This window comes from Nocardia sp. NPDC127526, from assembly GCF_042672265.1.
Lineage (GTDB): Bacteria > Actinomycetota > Actinomycetes > Mycobacteriales > Mycobacteriaceae > Nocardia.
Window position 1 is genome coordinate 97,187 of sequence record NZ_JBHXVO010000014.1, and the last position, 18,389, is coordinate 115,575.

Below are 18,389 nucleotides of genomic sequence, written 5' to 3' on the forward strand. Positions count from 1 at the left end.
CTCAAACCTCGAATGCCATGGGGGCGTCATCGGCCGGCGTGGGCTCGGCGGGCCGCGCGGGATCCGCCGGCAGCGCACCCGCCTGCGCGGCCACGGTGTCCAGATCGAACAGCAGACCCACCGAGATCGCGCCCGGCCAGCGTTCTTCCAGGCGCATGTGCAGCGCCACCACACGATGGGAATTGCCGCCGACATCGAGAAACCGGTCCTCGCGGTCGAATTCGTCGTGCAGCAGTACTTCGGACCAGATCTCGCCGATGGCCCGCTCGGTCTCGGTCCAGGCATCCCGCGACGGCGCCGGGCGGCGTTCGACGGGAGCCTGCAGCAGCGCGTGCAGGGCCGCTTCATCGAGCTTGCTGCTGCCCGGGGCGATGGGCAGCACGTCGATCGCCACGAACCGATCCGGAACCGATTCGGGCACAAGACGTCCCGCGCAGTGTCCGGCCAGCGCGGCAGGTGTCGGCGGGGCGGCCGCGCCGTTCACGGGCACCCAGAACGCGGCCAGGTACACGCTGTCGTCGGCATCGGCGGCGACCAGCACCACCGCCTCGCGCACGGCCGGATGATCCTCCAGCACCGCCTCGACCGCGCCGCGCTCGATGCGCACCCCGCGAACCTTCACCTGATTGTCGGCGCGGCCGTGGAATTCGATGTCGCCATTGGCATCCACCCGGGCGAGATCCCCGGTGAGGTACATGCGCGCGCCCGGCTCGCCGGAGAACGGATCGGCCACGAAACGAGTCGCCGTCAGTCCCGGCCTGCCCGCATACCCGTCGGCGATCTGCCCGCCGCCCAGATACAGATCGCCCCGCGTGCCCCGGCGGACCGGCCGCAGGGAGCGGTCCACGATATGCGCTGTCGTGCCCTCCGTCGGCCGTCCGATGGGCACGATGTGGTGCGGCTTCTCCGCGACGACATGACAAATACAGGTGACCGTCGCTTCGGTGGGACCGTATTCGTTGTGCAGACGCGCAGCGGGCAGCACCTCGCGATGCTCGTCGGCCAGGCGGGGCGGCACCGCCTCCCCCGCGAGGGTCACGATCCGCAACGTCGGCCGCAACTCGGCGAGCCTGGGCAGCAGTAACCGATAGAACGACGGCGTCGCGACGAAATGCGAAACCTTGTGACGGCGTGCGAGTTCGGCCACCGCGTCGACATCGCGCAATATCGGCGCATCGGGCAGCACACTGGTGCCGCCGACGGTGAGCGCCCACGCCAGCGCCATCAAAGAACCGTCCCAGATGAGCCGCATGGCCGAGAAGGTGACGAGTTCCCCGTCGACGTGCGGCGGATAGTCCCGCGACGCGATCAACGTGGCGAGGTTCGCGCGCGAAACCACAACGGCCTTCGGCACGCCCGTGGAACCGGAGGTGGTGATGACGTAGGCGGGAGTGGACATCGCCGGCCGGTCCGGAAGGTTCACCGCATCTGAATCGGCGTGTGCCGCAAGGTCACCCGCGATCGACCACATGTCGTCGGCGGCCCCGTGCCCACCTGAATCGTCCACTTCCCCAACACTCGCTCTGGCCACCGGCACACCCGCGTCGGCTGTCGCCTGCGCACTCGAGTCGGCCATCGGCGCGCCCGAGCCGGCCAGGGCTTGCGCACTCGGGTCAGCCACTGCCTTCGAAGCCGGTCCGGATCGCACAGCGATATCGATCACCGCCGGACCGTCCGCCGCTTGGGCCAGCGCAGCGGCCGCATCTGCGGGGGTGAGCGCGTCGCTGCCGTCGATGACCACCGCGGCGACGTCCACCGCCGCCAGCACCGCGCCGAGCGACGCCTCACCGCCGTGGCCGGGTTCGATCACGCACCAGGCCGCGGCCGCGCGCATGGCCGCGATCATGGTGATCAGGGTGCCGAGGTTCTGCTGCTGGTAAGCGATGACCGTCTGTCCGGGCCGCACGCCGGCCGTGACCAGTCGTCGCGCGAGAGCCGCTGTCGCGGTGTCGAGTTCACGATAGGTGAGCGCGCGTTCCCCCACCACCAGTGCGGTGCGGTCGGGCACTCGGTCGACCTGTCGCAGGATTCCGCTCAGCAGATCGGATTCGCGGTGCGCCGCCGTGCTCATCGAACCACCTCGACATGTCCGGTGCCGCTGATGCTGTCGAGCGGCGCGGTGCAGGCCAGCAGGATGCGGTCGCCGTCGGTTTCGACCACCTCGAAGCCCGCGAAGCGCAGCGTCACGAGCATGACCCGATTGAGCGGTGTCGCAATGAATTCCGCCGCCGGTCGCCGCCCGGCCGCGCGGGCGCGCCGGACCAGCTCGGCAATGAGCACGGTCCCGACACCGCGCGACATCACCCGGCAGGACATGAGCAGCAGGAGCAGGACCGCGTCCTCGCCGCGGTGCTCGGTGACCGCCAGCCCGATGGTGCCGTAGCCGCCGAAGCGGTCGGTCAGGGAGGCCACGAGCACTTCGTGCCGCGGTGACGCGCACAGCTGCCGCAGCTCGTCGATATCGAAGGTGACACCGGTGGTGTTGAGCTGGTGGGTGCGTTCGGTCAGCTCGTGCGCCCGGACCAGATCCGCCTCGTCGGCCTCGCGCACGGTCATGACCAGGTCCAGCGAGGCGAGGAAATCGGTGTCCGAGCCGCTGAATTCGGCTTGGGAGGCTTGTCGTTCCCGTTCCGCGCGATACAGCAGCCGGCGCTGCCGGGCCTCGGATGTCGCTGTGCCCGGCCGGAATTCGGGCAGTTCGGCCAGGTCGGCAATGCGCTCGGCCGGGTAGCAGCGGACCTCGGGGAAGGCTGCCGCGACCTCGGCCCGCTCGAACGGATCATTGTCGACGAACGCGATGGCGTCGCGGCCGATGTTCAATGCTTCGGCAATCCGGCGGATGGCTTCCGACTTGGGACCCCAGCCGATCTCGACGGCGGAGAACAGGTCCTCGATGCCGTGCAGCCGCAGATGCGCCGTGGCGGCGGCGGGTTCACCGCGGCTGGCGACGGCGTGCAGGATGCCGCGCTCGTCCAGCGTCCGAAGCGCCTGCAGCACCTCGGGTTTCGGCGCGCCGCCGTCGGATTCCAGCACGACGCCGGGCCACACCGTATCGTCGAGATCCCAGACCAGGCATTTCACGATTGCCGTCATTGCTCACACTCTCCGCATCAGGCCGGCGCTCCAGGCCGCGACCGGACTGCTGTTCAGCAGCAGCGCGTACTCCCCCGCCGCGCGCCCGCCCGCCGCGGCCTCCAGGTTGACCAGTATGTCCATCGATCCGAGATGGCCGTAGGCCGCGAGATTGCCGCGGCACGCCTTGTCGACCGGACGGTCCAGGGCCTCCTCCCAGAAGGCGAAGGCGCCCGCCGACAGGTTCTGCATGAGGATCGGACCCACCGCGTCCTTGTGAATACCGTTGCGTTCCAGCAGCTCCGGAACGATGTCGTCGAACCGCTTCTTGCTCTCGACCGCGAGCCGGAACGAATAGGTGGATTCGTCCGCGCATTCCTCGACCCATTCGCCGGAGGGAATATCGCGGTAGTCGATGCGGAACAGGTCGGCGTATTTGCCGTCGCTGCGCACGATCTGGTCCACGAATTCCCAGCGACCCGGCCCGGAGGTGGTGACCAGCACGGCGGCCGCGCCGTCGCCGAGCACGGTCATGGGCGGGCGGTAGCGATTGAGCGTCGGCGTCTTGGCCGCGGTGACCACGAGAACATTGCGGCAGCGGGCGTCACCGCGCACCAGGCTCGCGGCGAGAGTCAATGCGGCGGAGACGGATACGCAGCCCAGATCGCCCACGCCCGTGGTGAACGCGCGCGTCGCACCGATCCGGTGCTGCAACCGCGTCGCTTCCGAGGCGAGCAGATATTGCGGCGCGCGGCCGGTGACGAGCAGCAGCGCGTCGAGTCCGGCGGCGTCGAGTCCCGCCTCCGCCAAGGCCTTCCGCGCCGCCTCGGCCGCGAGATCCACCTCGGTCAGCTCATCGGCGGTTCGCACCGTCTCGATGCCCAGGGCGAGCGCATGCTCCCGGCGCTGCACCGCAAGGTAATCCAGCTCCTCGAGCGTGGCCACCTCGGCAATGGTGTCCGGGAACCATGTGGCCACCGGACCGAGCACCACCGTCCCGCTCATCGCACACCCCGCAAGACGTGCTCACCCATGGTCACCTCGGCGACCTCCTGTGCTCCCTCGATGATCTGCATGACCTTGGCGTCGCGATAGAACCTGCCGACCCGGCTGTCCGGCGCGCACCCGGCCGCCCCGAGCACCTGCACCGCGCGTTCGCTCACCGTGGCCGCCGCCGCGGCCGCCGCGTATTTGGCCGCAATGGTGTCGATCAGCGCCTGCGGCGATCCGGCGATCCGGGACGCGGCCGCACGCTCGCACATCGCTTGCGCCCCTTCCACATCCACCCAGCCGCGCCCCAGCGCCGCGCGAATCAGCTGATGCCCGGCCAGCGCCGCGCCGCCCTGCGTCCGGGTGGCGGCGTGTGCGGCGGCATCCTCGAGACAGGCGCGCGCAAGCCCGGCACAACCCCATGCGACGGTGAATCGCCCATGGTCCAGAGCCGTTCCGACAACGTGCGACAGCCCGAAGCCCGGCGGCGCGATCAACTGCGCGACGGGTATGCGCACCCGATCGAATCGAACGGTCGCCAACCGCGCACCGTGCAAACCGATCCCGCTCTCGACCGGTTCCACCCGCACACCGGGCCGATCCCGCTCGACGAGCGCCGCGCACAGTCCCCCGTCCGACCGTCCGAGCACCAGGAAGACCCCGGCGACCTGTCCGAAGGTCACCCACAGCTTGGTTCCGGACACCAGCCGATCCGCCCCGTCGACCTCGAAAGTCGTAGCGACACCGGCCAACTCGGTCCCCGCCCCGGCCTCGGTGGCGGCCAGCGCGGCAACCGTCTCACCGCTGGTGAGCCGCGGCAACCACGCATTGCGCTGCTCGCCCGTACCCCACCGATCCACCGCGGCGGCAACCATCCCGTGCACGGTCAGCAGCGACCGCAGACTCGTACAGACCTGCCCGACCGTCGCCGCGAGCCGCCCGAGCTCCAGCGCATCGAGCCCGCGACCGCCGAAGGCCACGGACCGGTCCGCCCCCAGCAGCCCGCTCTCCCCCGCGAGCGCGATCATCTCCGCGGGCAGCCCCTCCCGATCCCAGCGCGCCGCCTCCGATTCCGCGGCCGCCACCAGCTTCCCGACCTCGATCACAGCCCCGCGTTCCCCGCCCGCTTGCGCGCCACGAACGCCGCCGCCCGCGCCGCCGTCCGGAAATTGTCGAGCTCGAGATCATCGACCTCGACCGAGATCCCGTAGGTCTGCTCCACATGCACGACGATTTCCAGCGCCCGCAGCGAATTGACCAGCCCCAACGCGAAAATATCGTCGTCGGCGCCCAATTCGGCCGTCGCCATCGACCCGAAATAATCCAGTAGTTCCGCCGTCAGTTCCGCGCCGCGCTGTTCCACGTCTTCCACGGGCACCCCGCCTCTCGATGACATCTCGAAGACGACGGATCACAACCCCTCGCCCGGTAGACACGACACCATCCGTGCTGATCATGGACAAGCCCCGGTTTCCTCGGGCGGGGGTACGAAGGGCACGCTTCGGCAGGCAATCCCCGCAACGGTTCCCCTCCGTCCCAGACGCCGGTATCGTGCGAATCGCACCCCCAACGACGATCGGTGGCGACATGGCAGCAGTTGATCGTGGCCCGCACGTATTTCCCGCGGGTCTGAGCCGACTACAGAACCGCTACTTCAATCCCCTGGTCCGCCCGCTGGCTCCCTACCTCCCCGGTTTCGCCCTCCTCGAACACCGCGGGCGCAAATCCGGAACCCCGTACACGACCCCCGTCAATGTCGTTCCCGCCCGCGGCATCTTCATTGTCGTCCTCGGCCACGGTGTCACCGACTGGGCCCGCAATATCCTCGCCGCGGGAGAAGCAGAGGCGCGCACCACCTTTCGCCGGGTGCGGCTCGTCGATCCGCGCATAGTCGATCCCGCCGACCCCGACCCGAGCCTGCCCCTCCTGGCCCGGGCCGCCGGTCGCGGTCTGCGGCTGTTCGTCGCGGATATCGCCGGCTAGCGCAGCTCCGATTCGCCTGCCGGGCGCAGGATTTCCCGATCACGTTGCCGCGCGAGGTGATCCGGCGACTCGTCCGGCGGCGGGGCGGCGGCTGCCAGGGCGGCCTCGTCCAGGTCGGCGCGACGCAGCATGGCGAAGGCGATTGCGGCGGATACCGCGGCGATCACCGCCGCCAGCACCAGGGCGTTGTGCAGTCCGCTCACGAAGGCCGATTCGGCGACGGCGCGCACCGGCTCGGAGGCGGTCGCCGCGCCCGGACCGCCGGCCGCGACCGCATCGCCGACCTCGGCGGCCCGGTCCCCGAACACCAATCGCGCCATATCGGTGGCGGCGAAGGCATTGCTCACCCGGTTCTGGAAGAACGCGCCGACGGCCGCGATGCCGAGGGCCAGTCCCGCCTGCTGGAAGGTTTCATTGATGCCCGAGGCCATGCCGGCCTTGGGCGGGGTGGTCACCGCGATGGAGAATCCGGCTCGGGCGGGGCTGAACATGCCCATGCCGGCGCCGATCAGGATCATCGCCGGAATCAAGGCCGTCCATTCGGAATCGACGTCGACCAGCAGCACGGCGAGCAGGCCCGCGCCGATGAACAGCTGGGAGCCGCCGACCAGCACCGCGGGCCGCATGCGGGCGACCGCGCCGCCCGTGACGGCGGCCGCGACGAACAACACAAGGGTCAGCGGCAGGAATCGGAGCCCGGCGGACAGCGCCGAATGGCCGAGCACATTCTGGGTGTAGGAGATCAGCACGAACAGCGCGGGCATGACCGACAGCGCGCACAACGCCGTCACCACCGACAGCCCGTTGAAGGTCCGGTTGCGAAACAGGGCGAGGTCGAACATGGCCCGATCGCGCCGCGTCACCTGCACGACGGTGAACATCGCGAGGAGTAGCACGGCGAGCACGAAACAGCTGATGATGCGGGCGCTGCTCCAGCCGTCCTGCTCACCCCGCAGGATCGCGAGCACCAGGAAGAACAGGGCGAGCGAGAATACGGCCATACCCGGCCAGTCCACGGGCGGTGGTGTCTCACTGCGGGATTCACGCATCCGCAGATAGCCGATCAGCAGCGCGAGCAGGGTCAGCGGGACATTGACGAGAAAGATCAGCCGCCAGCTCCACAATTCGGTGAGGCCACCGCCGATCAACGGGCCGAAGGCGATCGCGAGCCCGGCGACCCCGCCGAAGACGCCGAAGGCCAGACCGCGGTCCCGGCCCCGGAACTCGTGCCCGAGCAGAGCGGGACCGACCGCGAAAAGTACCGCGCCGCCGAGACCTTGGATGAATCGGGCCACGATGAGCGTCACATCGCCGGGCGCGAGTCCGCAGGCGAGGGAGGCGAGCACGAAGATCACCAGCCCGCCGTCGAAGACCTTCTTGCGGCCGATCCGGTCGGCGAGCGAACCGGCGGCGAGCAGCACCGCGGCCAGGCCGAGCGCGTAGGAATCCAGAATCCATTGCAGGGCGGCGAAACCGGAGCCGAAGTCGGCGCGAATATCGGGCAGAGCCACGTTCACGACCGTCAGGTCGAGCATCAGCATGAACGTGGCGACCGAGACCGCCACCAAGGTCCATTGGGGACCATGGGATTTCATGAGTTCCCCTCCGAGGGAGTTCGCACCGGCCGCACCGGACCCGCTTCGCACGACACCCGCTCGTCGACTCATGACATCCCCCGTGGATTTGCCGGTCGCACTAACTATCGTCGACGCACCACATGCCTGTCTTGAACGAATGTTCCCATGCCGTCGTGCATTCCGGTTCCTGCGGATTGCGGGCGACCATGCCCGGCGTCATTCCCACGAATCCGGACACCTCGCGGTGCAGATGCGATTGATCGGCGTATCCGCACGCGATGGCGGCCTCGGCGGCGGACTGCCCCGCCACGAGCATCTCGAACGCACGCCGGAATCGAACCACCCGGCAGGCGTGTTTGGGCGTCACCCCGATCTGCGCGGTGAACCTCGACCACAACCGCTTGCGACTCCAGCCGCACCCGGCCGCCAGCTCCGTGACCGAGGTCAGCCCCTTACCGGCCATCAAGCGATGCCAGGTCGCGGTGACCTCGGCATCCGCCGCCCGCTGGGCGTACTGCCGCCTCAAAAAGGCCGTCACCAACGCGAAACGCTCATCCCAGGAGGCGATTTCGGCAAGCTGCTCACGCAACCGAGCACCCGCCCGCCCCCACAGCTCGTCGATATCCACCACGGAGTCGCTGAGGTCGACCGGCGCGACGCCCAGCACCGAGTACGCCACCACCGGCGACAACCGCATCTTGATCCCGTCGACGCGACGCCCACGCAAGGTGTGCGCATCCGGTGACATGCCGACCACATACCCATCGAGCACGCGCCGCGCGCCGCCACTCTCGAGCGTCAATTCCGAGTCCGCACAACCGAACGCCACCGTAACCGCCGGCAACGCCACCGCCTTCATCTCCACCTCGCCGGCCGTCCGGTCCCGAAACCCGCCCATCTCGATTCCGGGCAGCACCGGACCCGGAGCCGGCCGTGCCACCTCCCACCGGCTGTCCAGATCCCCCTCGGAGACAATCGGTCGCACCTCATCGAGCCTAGAACCGCCACACCGTCTTTCCCAGTGCACGACCTGCCACAAGTGGTGGCGGACCTCAGCGCGGGAGGGTCACCGGATCGAAGCAGCTGTCCGCGCTGTCCACGAGTGAGCAGAAGGCGGGTCGGCGAGTGGGAAGGTAATCGGCGGGTACGCCGCCGGTCGCGGTGATGGCGCGGTAAGCGGCTACGGCGTCGGTGGGGTGGCGGGTCAGCGTGGGGTCGGTGCGGACATCGACGGTGTAGAGGCCGAAACGCAGGTCGTAGCCGCCCCAGTCGAAACTGTCGGTCAGTCCCCAGTAGTTGTAACCGATGACATCGATGCCGTCGGCGCGAGCGCGTTGCAGCCAGTAGACGGTATCGCGGAGATGGTCGCCGCGGCCGTAACCGTCGGGCCGCCGGCCATTCACCATGGGAATGCTGTTCTCCACGACATAGAGGGGCTTGCCAGGAAACTTGCGGGCGTAATGCCGGAGGGCGTAGTAGACCGACTCCGGCTGCATGGCGTGGGCGAGTGGGCTGCGCAGATTCAGCGGCGAGAACAGCGCCTGCTGCGCAAGATCGGGCAGGGATTCGAGGGAGAGGCCGGCCGAGATGCCGAAACCGATGAAATCCAGGCGATCGACGACCTGCCGGAGAAACGGGCCTTCCGTGACGTCATCGGTGAAGCCGGTGAGGAAACCGCCCGACATCGTGACCCGCGCGCCCGGTTGCAGCCGGTGGATGTGGTCGTAGATGGCGTTGTGCGCGTCGATGATTCGCGTCATCTGCGCCGGAATCTCGGTCGCCGGCAAGGTGTCGCGGCTCTCGAACTTCACGTACCCGTAGGGTGTGGCGAAGGTGATCCAGATCGGATTGCGAGATGCGTAGCGTTGCACCACCTTCCGTGCATTCGCCAGCCAGGCGTCGACGAAGCCCGGATCCTGCCACCCGCCCCGCTCGGCGATCCACACCGGATACACCAGGTGATCCAGGGCGAGCATCGGGCGGATGCCGTGGGCCGCCATGGCATCGAGGACGCGGTCGTAGAAGTCGAACCCGGCCTCGTCCCATTCGCCCGGCCGCGGCTGTAGGCGCGCCCACTCGACGGAAATCCGGTACACACCGACCCCGAGGTCGGCGGCCAGCGCGATATCACTCGGGTACCGGGTGTAGAAGTCCACCGAGTCCGGGAATTCGTCCAGTTCGGTGCCGATGTAGAGCTGCCGCCGGCGACTGTCGGGAGTATGGCCTTCGGTTTGGAATCCGGAAGCGGCGACACCCCAGAGGAATTCATTTCCCAGCGGTGGCAGCTCACGGGGCGGCGCCGGGCGGGCAGTCGCCGGGCCGGACCGGCCGGCGACCAGACCGGCCACCACCGCGGCGGCCGATCCGAGTACGGTACGGCGGGGGATCGGACGCACGATGTCTCGCATTCGTCGAGTTCGGTCAGGAGCACAGGCGAGGGAAGGAGCGGCCCTCGAATTCGGCGGCGACCCAGTCGTCGATCGCGGATCCGGTCAGGTCGCAGATGCGCTCGACGGCGCGGGCGGGATCGAGATTCCAGATGCGCAGTGCGCCGTTGTCGCCGCCGCCGATGAGGTGCTCACCGTCGGGATGGAAGGCGACGTGCCAGCTTCCCTCGCCGGGCGGGTTGAGTGAATCACCGAGCGCCACCGGGGTTTCCGGGTCGGAGACATCCCACAGCTGCACCGTGCCGTCCCGGCCGCCGACCGCCAGGGTGCGGCCGTCGGGCGCGAAATCCACCGAGTTCACCATGCTGCTGACCGTCGTCAACGGGTCACCCAGTGGCACAATGGCATCCGGCGTGGAAATGTCCCACAGGCGGACGGTGCCGAAATCCCATCCGGCGGCGACCATCCGGCCGTCCGGGGAGACCGCGAGCCCGGTGCCGCTCGTTCTCGGTCCCAGCTGGACGCGCCCCACTTCCCCGGCCGGTTCGATCGCATCCGGTACCCACACCTGCAGGACGTCGGTCAGACCGACGGCGATGCGACCATCACGGCTCGGCGCGAGCTGGACCAGGAAGTCGTTCGGCTCGCCGGCCAGCAGGGCAGCGCCCAGGCGCACCGGATTTCCCGGATCCGTGTAGTCCCAGACCACCCAGGCGGGCACGGGGTCGGCATGCAGGGAAACCAGCAGCGGGCGGTCGCCGACCCCGAAACCGATGCTCAGCGCCCCCTCGAAGGTGTGCACGATCCGCGGATTGCCGGGATCGGTGATGTCGAGCATCCGCATCAGGTCGTCCTGCACCACCGCGACGAACCGGCCGTCCGGACTGATGGTCGGGCCCACCGTCGGGTTCCGGCCGGGCAGGCGATAGCCGGGTTTGCGAATCGTCCCGATCAGCCGCGGCGCGGCGGGCCGGCTGATGTCCCAGATCCGGGCATCGGCGCCCGGCCCGCCGGTGATCATCCGGCCGCCGCGCGCGCTGACCGCGGAGGTCAGCGCTCCGATATGCCCGGCCTGGCCGGCGAGGACGCTCGCGGGCAGCGACCAGTGCGCCACCGTGCCATCGGCGTACCCGATCGCCACCTGGCGCTCATCGAGCGTGGTGACAACCTGCTGGATCATCGAACCGCATCGGCCATCGGGCGCCGTGCAGGCGGAGCTCCGGCCGGTCAGCGGTAGGCCGAGCGCCACCGGCCGCGTGAGATCGGCGAGATTCCACAGCGTCAGTCCCGCCGGCGTGAGCGTCGCGAGTATCCCGCTGTCGCCGAGGAATCCGACGCCACGCAGGTTCTCCGCGCTGGTCACCGGGAAGGCCGGGCCGACCTCGACCGGATGGTGCGGATCGTCGATGCGGAGAATCCGGACCGTGCTGCTGCCCGGGTGGGACGCCGTGCTCTGGGCGCCGTTGTCGCCGACGGCGACCAGCGGCTGATCTTCGGCGGGCTCCGCCAGCAGCACATCGGATTGGACGGGCAGCGGCGTGCGCCGGGTCGCGCCGGACGCGGGATCGAATGTCCACACGGCGGTCGTGAGCTCCGACCGCAGGTTGCCGGGCACGCCCTCGGTGATCAGGAGCGCGCCATTGCTCGTGAACACGGCCCTGATCGGTATTCCGGTGAGCGGGAACGTGACCGGGATCGGCGTCGCCGCACCGGAGTCGGCGAGATCCCACACCTTGACCTCGCTCCCCTGCGTGGTCACCAGCATGCGCCGGTCCCGCGAGAGACTCGCCCATCGGATGACGCCACCGGCGCCGAAGCGGCTCAGCTGCCGCGGCCGCGCCGGATCCGCCAGATCGTGCACCGCGATGGCGCCATCCTCACCGGCCGAGATCAGCTGCGAACCGCGAGCTATGAGCGTGACGATCCCGGCGGAGTGACCGGCGATCTCCGCGATCAGGTCCGGTTCGCCCGCGCCCTGGACATTCCACAGCCGGATGACGCCGTTACCGCCGCCGACCGCCAGCGTCCCATCGGCCAGGTAGGCCATCCGCACGTAACCGTCATGGCCGGCAAAGGTTTTCGCCACCGGCCAGGCCTGGCTGGCGATCAGCCGGGACCGCACGCCCGGATCATCGGGCCGCAGCCGATGCGCCAGGACGCTCAGCTGCGCCGCCAACGTCGGGTCGGAGGTCTGCTTGCGGTCGATCGTGCTCAGCAGGGTGGCGAAGAATTCCGCATCGCGCTTGCGGGACTCATTGGCGACTCCGATGAGGCCGGCCGCCGCGGCGACGAGCGCCACCACCAGCGCGAGCACCCCGGCGTTCAGCGCTGCCAGCCGCCGTCGCCGCGCCCTGATCGCGGCGGCGAGGAAGGCGGCGCTGCGCCCGCTGCGCGCCGGATGGCTCGCGCGCGCCTGCGCCAGCCGCGTCCCGCGATACAGCAGTGCGGCATTGCGGCCGGCCGCCTCCCATTCCATCGCGTCGGTATCGGTGCGCTGCCGCACCAGCAGGTCCTCACGATCGGCGTCGATCCAGCCGCGCAGCCGCGGCCAAGCGTCCAGCACGACCTCGTGCACGAGGGTGACGGTGTCGTCGTCGGCGACGACCAGGCGGGCGCGGGTCAACCGGTCCAGCGCGGCCTCGGCGGCCTCCGGATTCGATGTGCGCGTGAGAAGCTCGGCGCGGGGCACCCGACGGCGGGTATCGCGGGTGCCATTGCCGACCGCCACCATGGCGACCAGCATCTGCTGCGCCGCATCGCGTCCGGCCGCGTCCAGTTCCTCCCACGCCCGGTCCGCGGTCGCGGCCACCGAGGACGCCACCCGGCCCGCCGCCACATAGGCGGCAATGGTGAGCTTGCTGCCGCTGCGATGCTCCCAGATGGCCGCCATCACGTGCGAGAGCAGCGGCAGGGCGCCCGCTCCGTCGGCGTCGGTGAGCCGAACCAGATCGGAGAGAATGAAATCGGCGAGACCGGCCTCGAGCTTCAACCCGGCCAGGCGGGCGGGCCCGGCGATGGCCTCGCCCAACTCGGTATCCGAGGGCCGGACCAGCACCATGCTCCGCGCGGCGGAATCCTGCTGCGCCGCACCCGGAATCCGCCGGTTGGCCAAGGCCTGCGCCAGGATCGGATACTCCAGGCAGCGCGCGAAGAAGTCCGCCCGCAGGCCCAGCACCACGGTGACCCCGCTCGACGCGCACTCCCGGAGCTTCTCGATGAAGTCGAGGCGCTCCTCCGCGCCGAACGCGGCGGCGAACAGCTCCTCGAATTGATCGATGATCAGCACACAGCGCGCGGTCGAGACCGCGGTGGTCAAAGCCTGCCGCGAGCCGGTGGCGGGGGTGCATCGGACCGGGGTGAACCCGGCTTCCAGCCGCGGAACCAGCCCGGCGGCCAGCAGCGAGGACTTTCCCGCACCCGAGGCTCCGACGAGAATGCCTATGCCGCCGCCCTTCTCGGCGATGGTGCGCACCATCTCGGTGAGCTCCCCGATCGCGCGGTCCCGGCCGAAGAAGCGGTCGGCGTCGGCGCGCCGATACGGTCGCAGACCGCGGTACGGGCACACCGGTTCCGGCGCCCATTTCCGCGCCGCCTCCCAGGACCGGCGCCAGTACTGCCGCTGCCGTTGTACCGGCGGAAGCGGCTCGGCCGCCTTGTCGATGAGCACCCGCAGCACCGGCCAGACCGTCTCGAAGTCGGCGGGCACATTGCGGCCCGCCTTCCAATCGGCGAAGCGCTGGAACCGAAGGTCTTTCGCGGCCGCCCCCCGCGCGGGCGCCATCGTCTTGTTCGCCGCCGTGACGACATTCTCCAGCGGCGGTTTGCCGGCGCACTCCCAGAGCTCGGTGAGCTGCCGCGCGAACACCTCCCGCGGCGAACCGGCAGCCTGCGGTTCTGCCAAGGACCCCTCCCCCGGACGTAGCTGGCACACCGACTGCGCCACCCGCAGTTTAGATCGATCCGTGTGCATCGCCGTCCTGAATCCCTCGCAGCCACAATGCGATTGCCGTCCGATCGTCGTGCGACCCCTGCCGTCGATAGCGCAGCGAGTCGAGCATGCGGGCCGGGCCGCAGTGCACCGACCACTGCCACGACAGCCAGGACCGCACCGCGGGCGAGTCGAAGATGTCACCGGCCAGCCCGCCGGTGGCCAGCACCAGCAGATCGGCTGCGCCCAGGTCGATTTCGGCGAGTTCCAGCACCGATGCGGGCCGGGCGTGCGGCAGGCTCGCGCGAACCACATTGGCGGGTCCGGGTTCCCGCGCCGGCAGCGCGGTCGTGTAGCGGTCACCGTGCAGCAGGAACAGCTCACCGCCGCCGACCCGGGCGACCAGCGCCGGCCGGTCGCCGCTCAACGGCACCCGGCACACCAGGGTGGTGAAGCGCAGGCACGATATCGCCCAGTCCGCGGTGGCGATATCACTGAACTCGTCGATCAGCATGGCATTGACCCGCTCGATCGGGCCGGCGAGCGCGGCCGCGCCACGCGCATCGGCCTCGGCCGCACCGATTTCCGCGACTGCCGCACCGCCGAGCCGCGCGAACAGATCCGCGCCGAGTTGCGAGGTGTGCGGATACCCGCCCAGCCCGTTGCACACGACGAGCGCCAGGGCCGAACCATCCACCGACAGCGCGAACCGGTACGAGTCCTGCCCCGTGGCGCCGAGGCTCTGATGCGCGTGCCCGGCAACGCTGGCCGCGGCCAGCCATCGATCGGCGAGGAGCCCCGCATCGGCGCGAATGCCCGGCAGCGCGGCGGCCGAGCCGCTCAACCGCGGCGCCGGCGCCTCGATCGGTTCCCCGACCAGCGGTGCGGTGGTCGGCAACTCGATCATTTCCCGCCCCCTTCGGAAAGCCGGGTCAGCCCATCGGCCTCCGGCACGACAAGGGTGCCGCCCTCCGGCCGCGACAACGCCCCGGACAGGGCCTTGATACTGTCCCCGACGCCGCTCAATATGGCGCGCACCGCAGTGGCCGGATCCGGATCCCCGGCGAAATACGCCTGCCCGGTGGACACTTCGGTAATGGCCTGCCGATTGGCCAGTCCCATACCGAAACTCACCACCTCCGCACCCGACCCGGCACCGCGATCGGTGAGCCGCTGCCACGCCGGATGCCAATCCTCGGGCGCATTGTGCTCACCATCGCTGAGGAACACCACCACCGGCCGATAGAACCGGGTACCGCGCCCGAGCCGCTCGATCCCCGTCGAGATCACCTCACGAGCCAGCCGGAACCCCGCCGCGAAATTGGTGGACGACTCCACCGCGAGCAACGGCTGCCGAGCCTCCCGCAAATCCGTCAGCGGCAGCACCACTTTCGCGGTATGCGAGAAGGTCACCACGGCCAATCGCGCGATCTCCCCCGCCGCCGGGTCCCCGAGTATGGTCCGGCGCAGCCCGGGCAAGGCTTCATTCACCGCATCGATCGGATCCCCGTACATCGACAACGACACATCGATGATCAAGCAGATCGGAAAAACCGGCGGGCGTTCGATATCAGAGAATTCCGGCATCACGTTGTACACGAGTTGAGTCCTAACGACCGAGGTGTTCGTCGATGGACCCAACTCTTCGCCCCCAACCCGGATCACTCGACCCAAGATTCGGGGTATACGCAGCTCAGACTACGTTTTCCAGCCCTCCGGACCGGAGTGTTCCGCCCCCGGAATCAGCCTTCGGCGGCGAGCTGACCGCAGGCGGCGGCGATCTCCTGGCCGCGGGTGTCGCGCACGGTGCACGGCACGCCCTGGGCCTCCACGCGGCGAACGAATTCGCGCTCAACGGGTTTCGGCGAGGCGTCCCACTTGCTGCCCGGGGTCGGGTTCAACGGGATGAGGTTCACGTGCACGCGGGAACCGAGGGCCTTGTGCAGCTTCTTGCCGAGCATGTCGGCGCGCCAGGGGTGGTCGTTGATATCGCGGATCAAGGCGTATTCGATGGAGACGCGGCGGCCGGACTTGTCGGCGTAGTAGCGGGCGGCGTCGAGGACCTCGGCTACCGACCAGCGGTTGTTGACCGGGACCAGGGTGTCGCGGAGCTCGTCGTCCGGCGTGTGCAGGGAGACGGCCAGGGTCACCGAGAGATCCTCATCCGCGAGCTTGCGGATGGCGGGGGCCAGGCCGACGGTGGAGACGACGACGTTGCGCTGGGAGATGCCGAGGCCGTCGGGGGCCGGAGAGGTGATGCGGCGGACGGCGTTCACCACGCGCTTGTAGTTGGCGAGGGGTTCGCCCATGCCCATGAAGACGATGTTGGAGAGGCGGCCCGGACCGCCGGGGACCTCGCCGTCGCGCAGGGCGGCCGCGGCGGCGCGGACCTGGTCGACGATTTCGGCGGTGGAGAGGTTGCGATTCAGGCCCGCCTGGCCGGTGGCGCAGAAGGGGCAGGCCATACCGCAGCCGGCTTGGCTGGAGATGCAGAGGGTGGCGCGGTCCGGGTAGCGCATGAGGACCGATTCCAGGAGGGTGCCGTCGTGGGCGCGCCAGAGGGTCTTGCGGGTGGTGCCCTCGTCGCAGACGACGTGGCGGACCTCGGAGAGCAGGGGCGGGAAGAGGGCCTCGCCGACCTTGGTGCGCATGGCCTCGGGGAGGTCGGTCATCTGCGCCGGATCGGACACCAGGCGGCCGTAGTACTGCCGGGCGATCTGGTCGGCGCGGAACTTGGGGAGCCCGAGCTCCTCGACCGCCGCCTTGCGCTCGGCCGGATCGAGGTCGGCGAGGTGCCGGGGCGGCATGCCACGGCGGGGGGCGTCGAAAACGAGGGGCAAGGGGGCGGCAGTCATAACCCCTCCATGATTCCATCCGAAACGGGTCCGCGGGGCCGCGGGGGGAGATGCGCTGGTCACATTGCGGGCGAACATCGGGCAGAGGCGACATTGCGGAGATAAGTGGCAATATGCGTGCACCGGTCATAGCTATCGGCAATGATTCAGCTATGACCACCGCCGACGTACCAGCCTCGGGCGCGGATCCGGCCCCGAGCAGCAAGCCGAAGCACAAGGGCGAAGGCGTTCTCAAGACCCGCGCGGGCTACGCGTGGATCGGGCTCGTCATCGCCGCCCTGCTGGGCATTCTCGTCCTGGTATTCATCCTGCAGAACCTCGAACAGGCGCACGTCGAATTCTTCGCCTGGACCTGGAACCTGCCCATCGGCGTCCTGGTCCTGCTCGCGGTCTTCATCGGCGCCCTGTCGACCGCCCTGGTCGGCGGCTACCGCATCCTGCAACTCCGGCGCGCCGCCAAGAAAGCGCACTGAGGTTTCGGGGACTCGGCCCGCGCCCCCAGCGGGGCTAAGGGGGTTCGGGGTCTTAGCCCCCGCTCTCTCACAGCAGGGCTGTGAGTACCAACCAGGACACGAAGGCCGACGGCAGCATCGAATCCAGGCGATCCATGATGCCGCCGTGGCCGGGTAGCAACGTGCCCATGTCCTTGATCCCGAGCTCCCGCTTGATCTGGGATTCGATGAGATCACCGGTGGTGGCCACCAGCACCAGACCCACGCCCAGCAGCACGCCGATCATCGAATTGGCTTGCAGCAGCAGCGTGACGGTCAGCAGACCACCGATGACCGCGAAGACGAGCGACCCCCCGAAGCCCTCCCAGGACTTCTTCGGGCTGATCGCCGGCACCATCGGATGCTTGCCGAACAGCACCCCCGCCACATAACCGCCGACATCCGAGCAGACCACCAGGATCATGAAGGTCAGCACCCGCAGATTGCCGTCCTCCTCCAGCAGGAGCAGCACCGCGAACGAGGCCAGCAACGGCACCCACGCCAGCACGAACACGCTGATCGCGGTGTCCCGCAGATAATTTCGCGGCGTCGCCTGCAACCCGTGATCGAACAGCCGCCACACCATGACCGCCAGCGCCGAGGCCCCGAATGCCCCGAGCACCCCCTGCGGCCCGGCCGGCCAGGCCAGCCAGATGATCGCCTGCCCGCCCACCAGCAGCGGAATCCGCGGCACCAGCACATCGGCCTCGCGCAGCCGCTTGGCCACCTCCCAGGTCGCCACCGCCATGGCCGCCGCGATCACGCCGATCAGAATCTTGGGCGCCCACAGCAGAATCGCGATGAGGGACAACCCCAGCCCGAAACCGACCGCCAGTGCGGCGGGCAGGTTGCGCCCCGCCTTGGACTTGGGCGCGCCCGGCGGCGCCTCCGCGGGTCCCTCATCCGGCGTCACATCGCCGGGGGCGGCAGTTTCTTCGGCCACGATTGTCCCGTCGCTCACTTGTCGTCCGTTCCGTCCCTACCCCCGGGGGGGGGGCCCGCCACCGCCCCGGCGACCCGCCAACCTCCAGCGCCAGCCCCACCCCCCCCCCCCCGGAAAAAGAGCAGAGATGAAAGTAAAAATGGTAAAAAAACAAGAAGACACC

The 18,389-nt window shown here is 69.4% G+C and carries 15 protein-coding genes; 2 read left to right on the forward strand and 13 right to left on the reverse strand.

The features are described 5' to 3' along the window. Position 1 precedes the first annotated feature (1 nt). From ACFVIV_RS22500 to ACFVIV_RS22520, 5 genes are read right to left on the reverse strand one after another with little or no spacing between them, the layout of a single operon-like run. Positions 2-2,071 carry an AMP-binding protein gene (locus ACFVIV_RS22500; protein WP_379199279.1) on the reverse strand — a complete coding sequence of 690 codons (2,070 nt, stop codon included), beginning with the start codon at positions 2,069-2,071 and terminating at the stop codon, positions 2-4. After that, positions 2,068-3,093, reverse strand: coding sequence for an HAD-IIIC family phosphatase (locus tag ACFVIV_RS22505; protein WP_379199281.1), 1,026 nt, complete (start codon positions 3,091-3,093; stop codon positions 2,068-2,070). Before ACFVIV_RS22505 ends, ACFVIV_RS22500 begins: the two co-directional genes overlap by 4 nt. Positions 3,094-3,096: 3 nt before the next feature. Continuing rightward, on the reverse strand, positions 3,097-4,077 hold the full coding sequence (locus tag ACFVIV_RS22510) for a 3-oxoacyl-ACP synthase (protein WP_379199283.1): 981 nt from the start codon (positions 4,075-4,077) through the stop codon (positions 3,097-3,099). Continuing rightward, the gene (locus ACFVIV_RS22515) at positions 4,074-5,168 is read right to left on the reverse strand and encodes an acyl-CoA dehydrogenase family protein (RefSeq protein ID WP_379199285.1); all 1,095 of its coding nucleotides are present in this window, start codon (positions 5,166-5,168) and stop codon (positions 4,074-4,076) included. Before ACFVIV_RS22515 ends, ACFVIV_RS22510 begins: the two co-directional genes overlap by 4 nt. Beyond that, a complete protein-coding gene (locus ACFVIV_RS22520; RefSeq protein ID WP_379199287.1) occupies positions 5,165-5,425 on the reverse strand; it encodes an acyl carrier protein in 261 nt (86 codons plus the stop codon). The genes ACFVIV_RS22515 and ACFVIV_RS22520 overlap by 4 nt, the downstream gene beginning before the upstream one ends. A gap of 224 nt (positions 5,426-5,649) precedes the next feature. On the opposite strand from ACFVIV_RS22520, the gene ACFVIV_RS22525 reads away from it, so the two are divergent. Continuing rightward, positions 5,650-6,045, forward strand: a complete 396-nt coding sequence (locus ACFVIV_RS22525; RefSeq protein ID WP_379199289.1) for a nitroreductase family deazaflavin-dependent oxidoreductase — start codon at positions 5,650-5,652, stop codon at positions 6,043-6,045. Here ACFVIV_RS22525 and ACFVIV_RS22530 read toward each other — a convergent pair. From ACFVIV_RS22530 to rlmN, 7 genes are all read right to left on the reverse strand, one after another. Continuing rightward, a complete protein-coding gene (locus ACFVIV_RS22530; RefSeq protein ID WP_379199290.1) occupies positions 6,042-7,640 on the reverse strand; it encodes an MFS transporter in 1,599 nt (532 codons plus the stop codon). The two genes, ACFVIV_RS22525 and ACFVIV_RS22530, sit on opposite strands and share 4 nt — an antisense overlap. 100 nt (positions 7,641-7,740) lie before the next feature. Beyond that, complete coding sequence (locus tag ACFVIV_RS22535) at positions 7,741-8,607, reverse strand: helix-turn-helix domain-containing protein (RefSeq protein ID WP_379199292.1); 867 nt, start codon at positions 8,605-8,607, stop codon at positions 7,741-7,743. A 67-nt stretch (positions 8,608-8,674) separates the two neighbouring features. Then, the gene (locus tag ACFVIV_RS22540; RefSeq protein ID WP_379199294.1) at positions 8,675-10,030 is read right to left on the reverse strand and encodes a family 1 glycosylhydrolase; all 1,356 of its coding nucleotides are present in this window, start codon (positions 10,028-10,030) and stop codon (positions 8,675-8,677) included. Between the two features lie 13 nt (positions 10,031-10,043). After that, positions 10,044-13,910 carry an NACHT and WD repeat domain-containing protein gene (locus ACFVIV_RS22545; RefSeq protein ID WP_379199296.1) on the reverse strand — a complete coding sequence of 1,289 codons (3,867 nt, stop codon included), beginning with the start codon at positions 13,908-13,910 and terminating at the stop codon, positions 10,044-10,046. 49 nt (positions 13,911-13,959) lie between these two features. Next, positions 13,960-14,844: a protein phosphatase 2C domain-containing protein gene (locus ACFVIV_RS22550; RefSeq protein WP_379199298.1), complete on the reverse strand. Its 885-nt coding sequence runs from the start codon at positions 14,842-14,844 to the stop codon at positions 13,960-13,962. After that, positions 14,841-15,536 carry a VWA domain-containing protein gene (locus tag ACFVIV_RS22555; protein WP_379199300.1) on the reverse strand — a complete coding sequence of 232 codons (696 nt, stop codon included), beginning with the start codon at positions 15,534-15,536 and terminating at the stop codon, positions 14,841-14,843. Before ACFVIV_RS22555 ends, ACFVIV_RS22550 begins: the two co-directional genes overlap by 4 nt. Before the next feature lie 143 nt (positions 15,537-15,679). Further along, the gene (gene rlmN, locus ACFVIV_RS22560; protein ID WP_379199302.1) at positions 15,680-16,792 is read right to left on the reverse strand and encodes a 23S rRNA (adenine(2503)-C(2))-methyltransferase RlmN; all 1,113 of its coding nucleotides are present in this window, start codon (positions 16,790-16,792) and stop codon (positions 15,680-15,682) included. Between the two features lie 152 nt (positions 16,793-16,944). Here rlmN and ACFVIV_RS22565 point away from each other — a divergent pair, with 152 nt between their 5' ends. Beyond that, positions 16,945-17,265 (forward strand): lipopolysaccharide assembly LapA domain-containing protein, encoded by a 321-nt coding sequence (locus ACFVIV_RS22565; RefSeq protein WP_379199304.1) that lies wholly within the window; start codon positions 16,945-16,947, stop codon positions 17,263-17,265. 67 nt (positions 17,266-17,332) lie between these two features. Here ACFVIV_RS22565 and ACFVIV_RS22570 read toward each other — a convergent pair whose 3' ends face one another. After that, positions 17,333-18,196 (reverse strand): phosphatidate cytidylyltransferase, encoded by an 864-nt coding sequence (locus ACFVIV_RS22570; RefSeq protein ID WP_379199412.1) that lies wholly within the window; start codon positions 18,194-18,196, stop codon positions 17,333-17,335. Between the last annotated feature and the right edge of the window lie 193 nt (positions 18,197-18,389).

Coding starts and splice junctions, on each gene's coding strand:
- rlmN (WP_379199302.1), bottom strand. CDS start 16,792: ATGACTGCCGCCCCCTTGCCCCTCGTTTTCGACGCCCCCCGCCGTGGC.
- ACFVIV_RS22510 (WP_379199283.1), bottom strand. CDS start 4,077: ATGAGCGGGACGGTGGTGCTCGGTCCGGTGGCCACATGGTTCCCGGAC.
- ACFVIV_RS22530 (WP_379199290.1), bottom strand. CDS start 7,640: ATGAAATCCCATGGTCCCCAATGGACCTTGGTGGCGGTCTCGGTCGCC.
- ACFVIV_RS22550 (WP_379199298.1), bottom strand. CDS start 14,844: ATGATCGAGTTGCCGACCACCGCACCGCTGGTCGGGGAACCGATCGAG.
- ACFVIV_RS22565 (WP_379199304.1), top strand. CDS start 16,945: ATGACCACCGCCGACGTACCAGCCTCGGGCGCGGATCCGGCCCCGAGC.
- ACFVIV_RS22540 (WP_379199294.1), bottom strand. CDS start 10,030: ATGCGAGACATCGTGCGTCCGATCCCCCGCCGTACCGTACTCGGATCG.
- ACFVIV_RS22505 (WP_379199281.1), bottom strand. CDS start 3,093: ATGACGGCAATCGTGAAATGCCTGGTCTGGGATCTCGACGATACGGTG.
- ACFVIV_RS22525 (WP_379199289.1), top strand. CDS start 5,650: ATGGCAGCAGTTGATCGTGGCCCGCACGTATTTCCCGCGGGTCTGAGC.
- ACFVIV_RS22500 (WP_379199279.1), bottom strand. CDS start 2,071: ATGAGCACGGCGGCGCACCGCGAATCCGATCTGCTGAGCGGAATCCTG.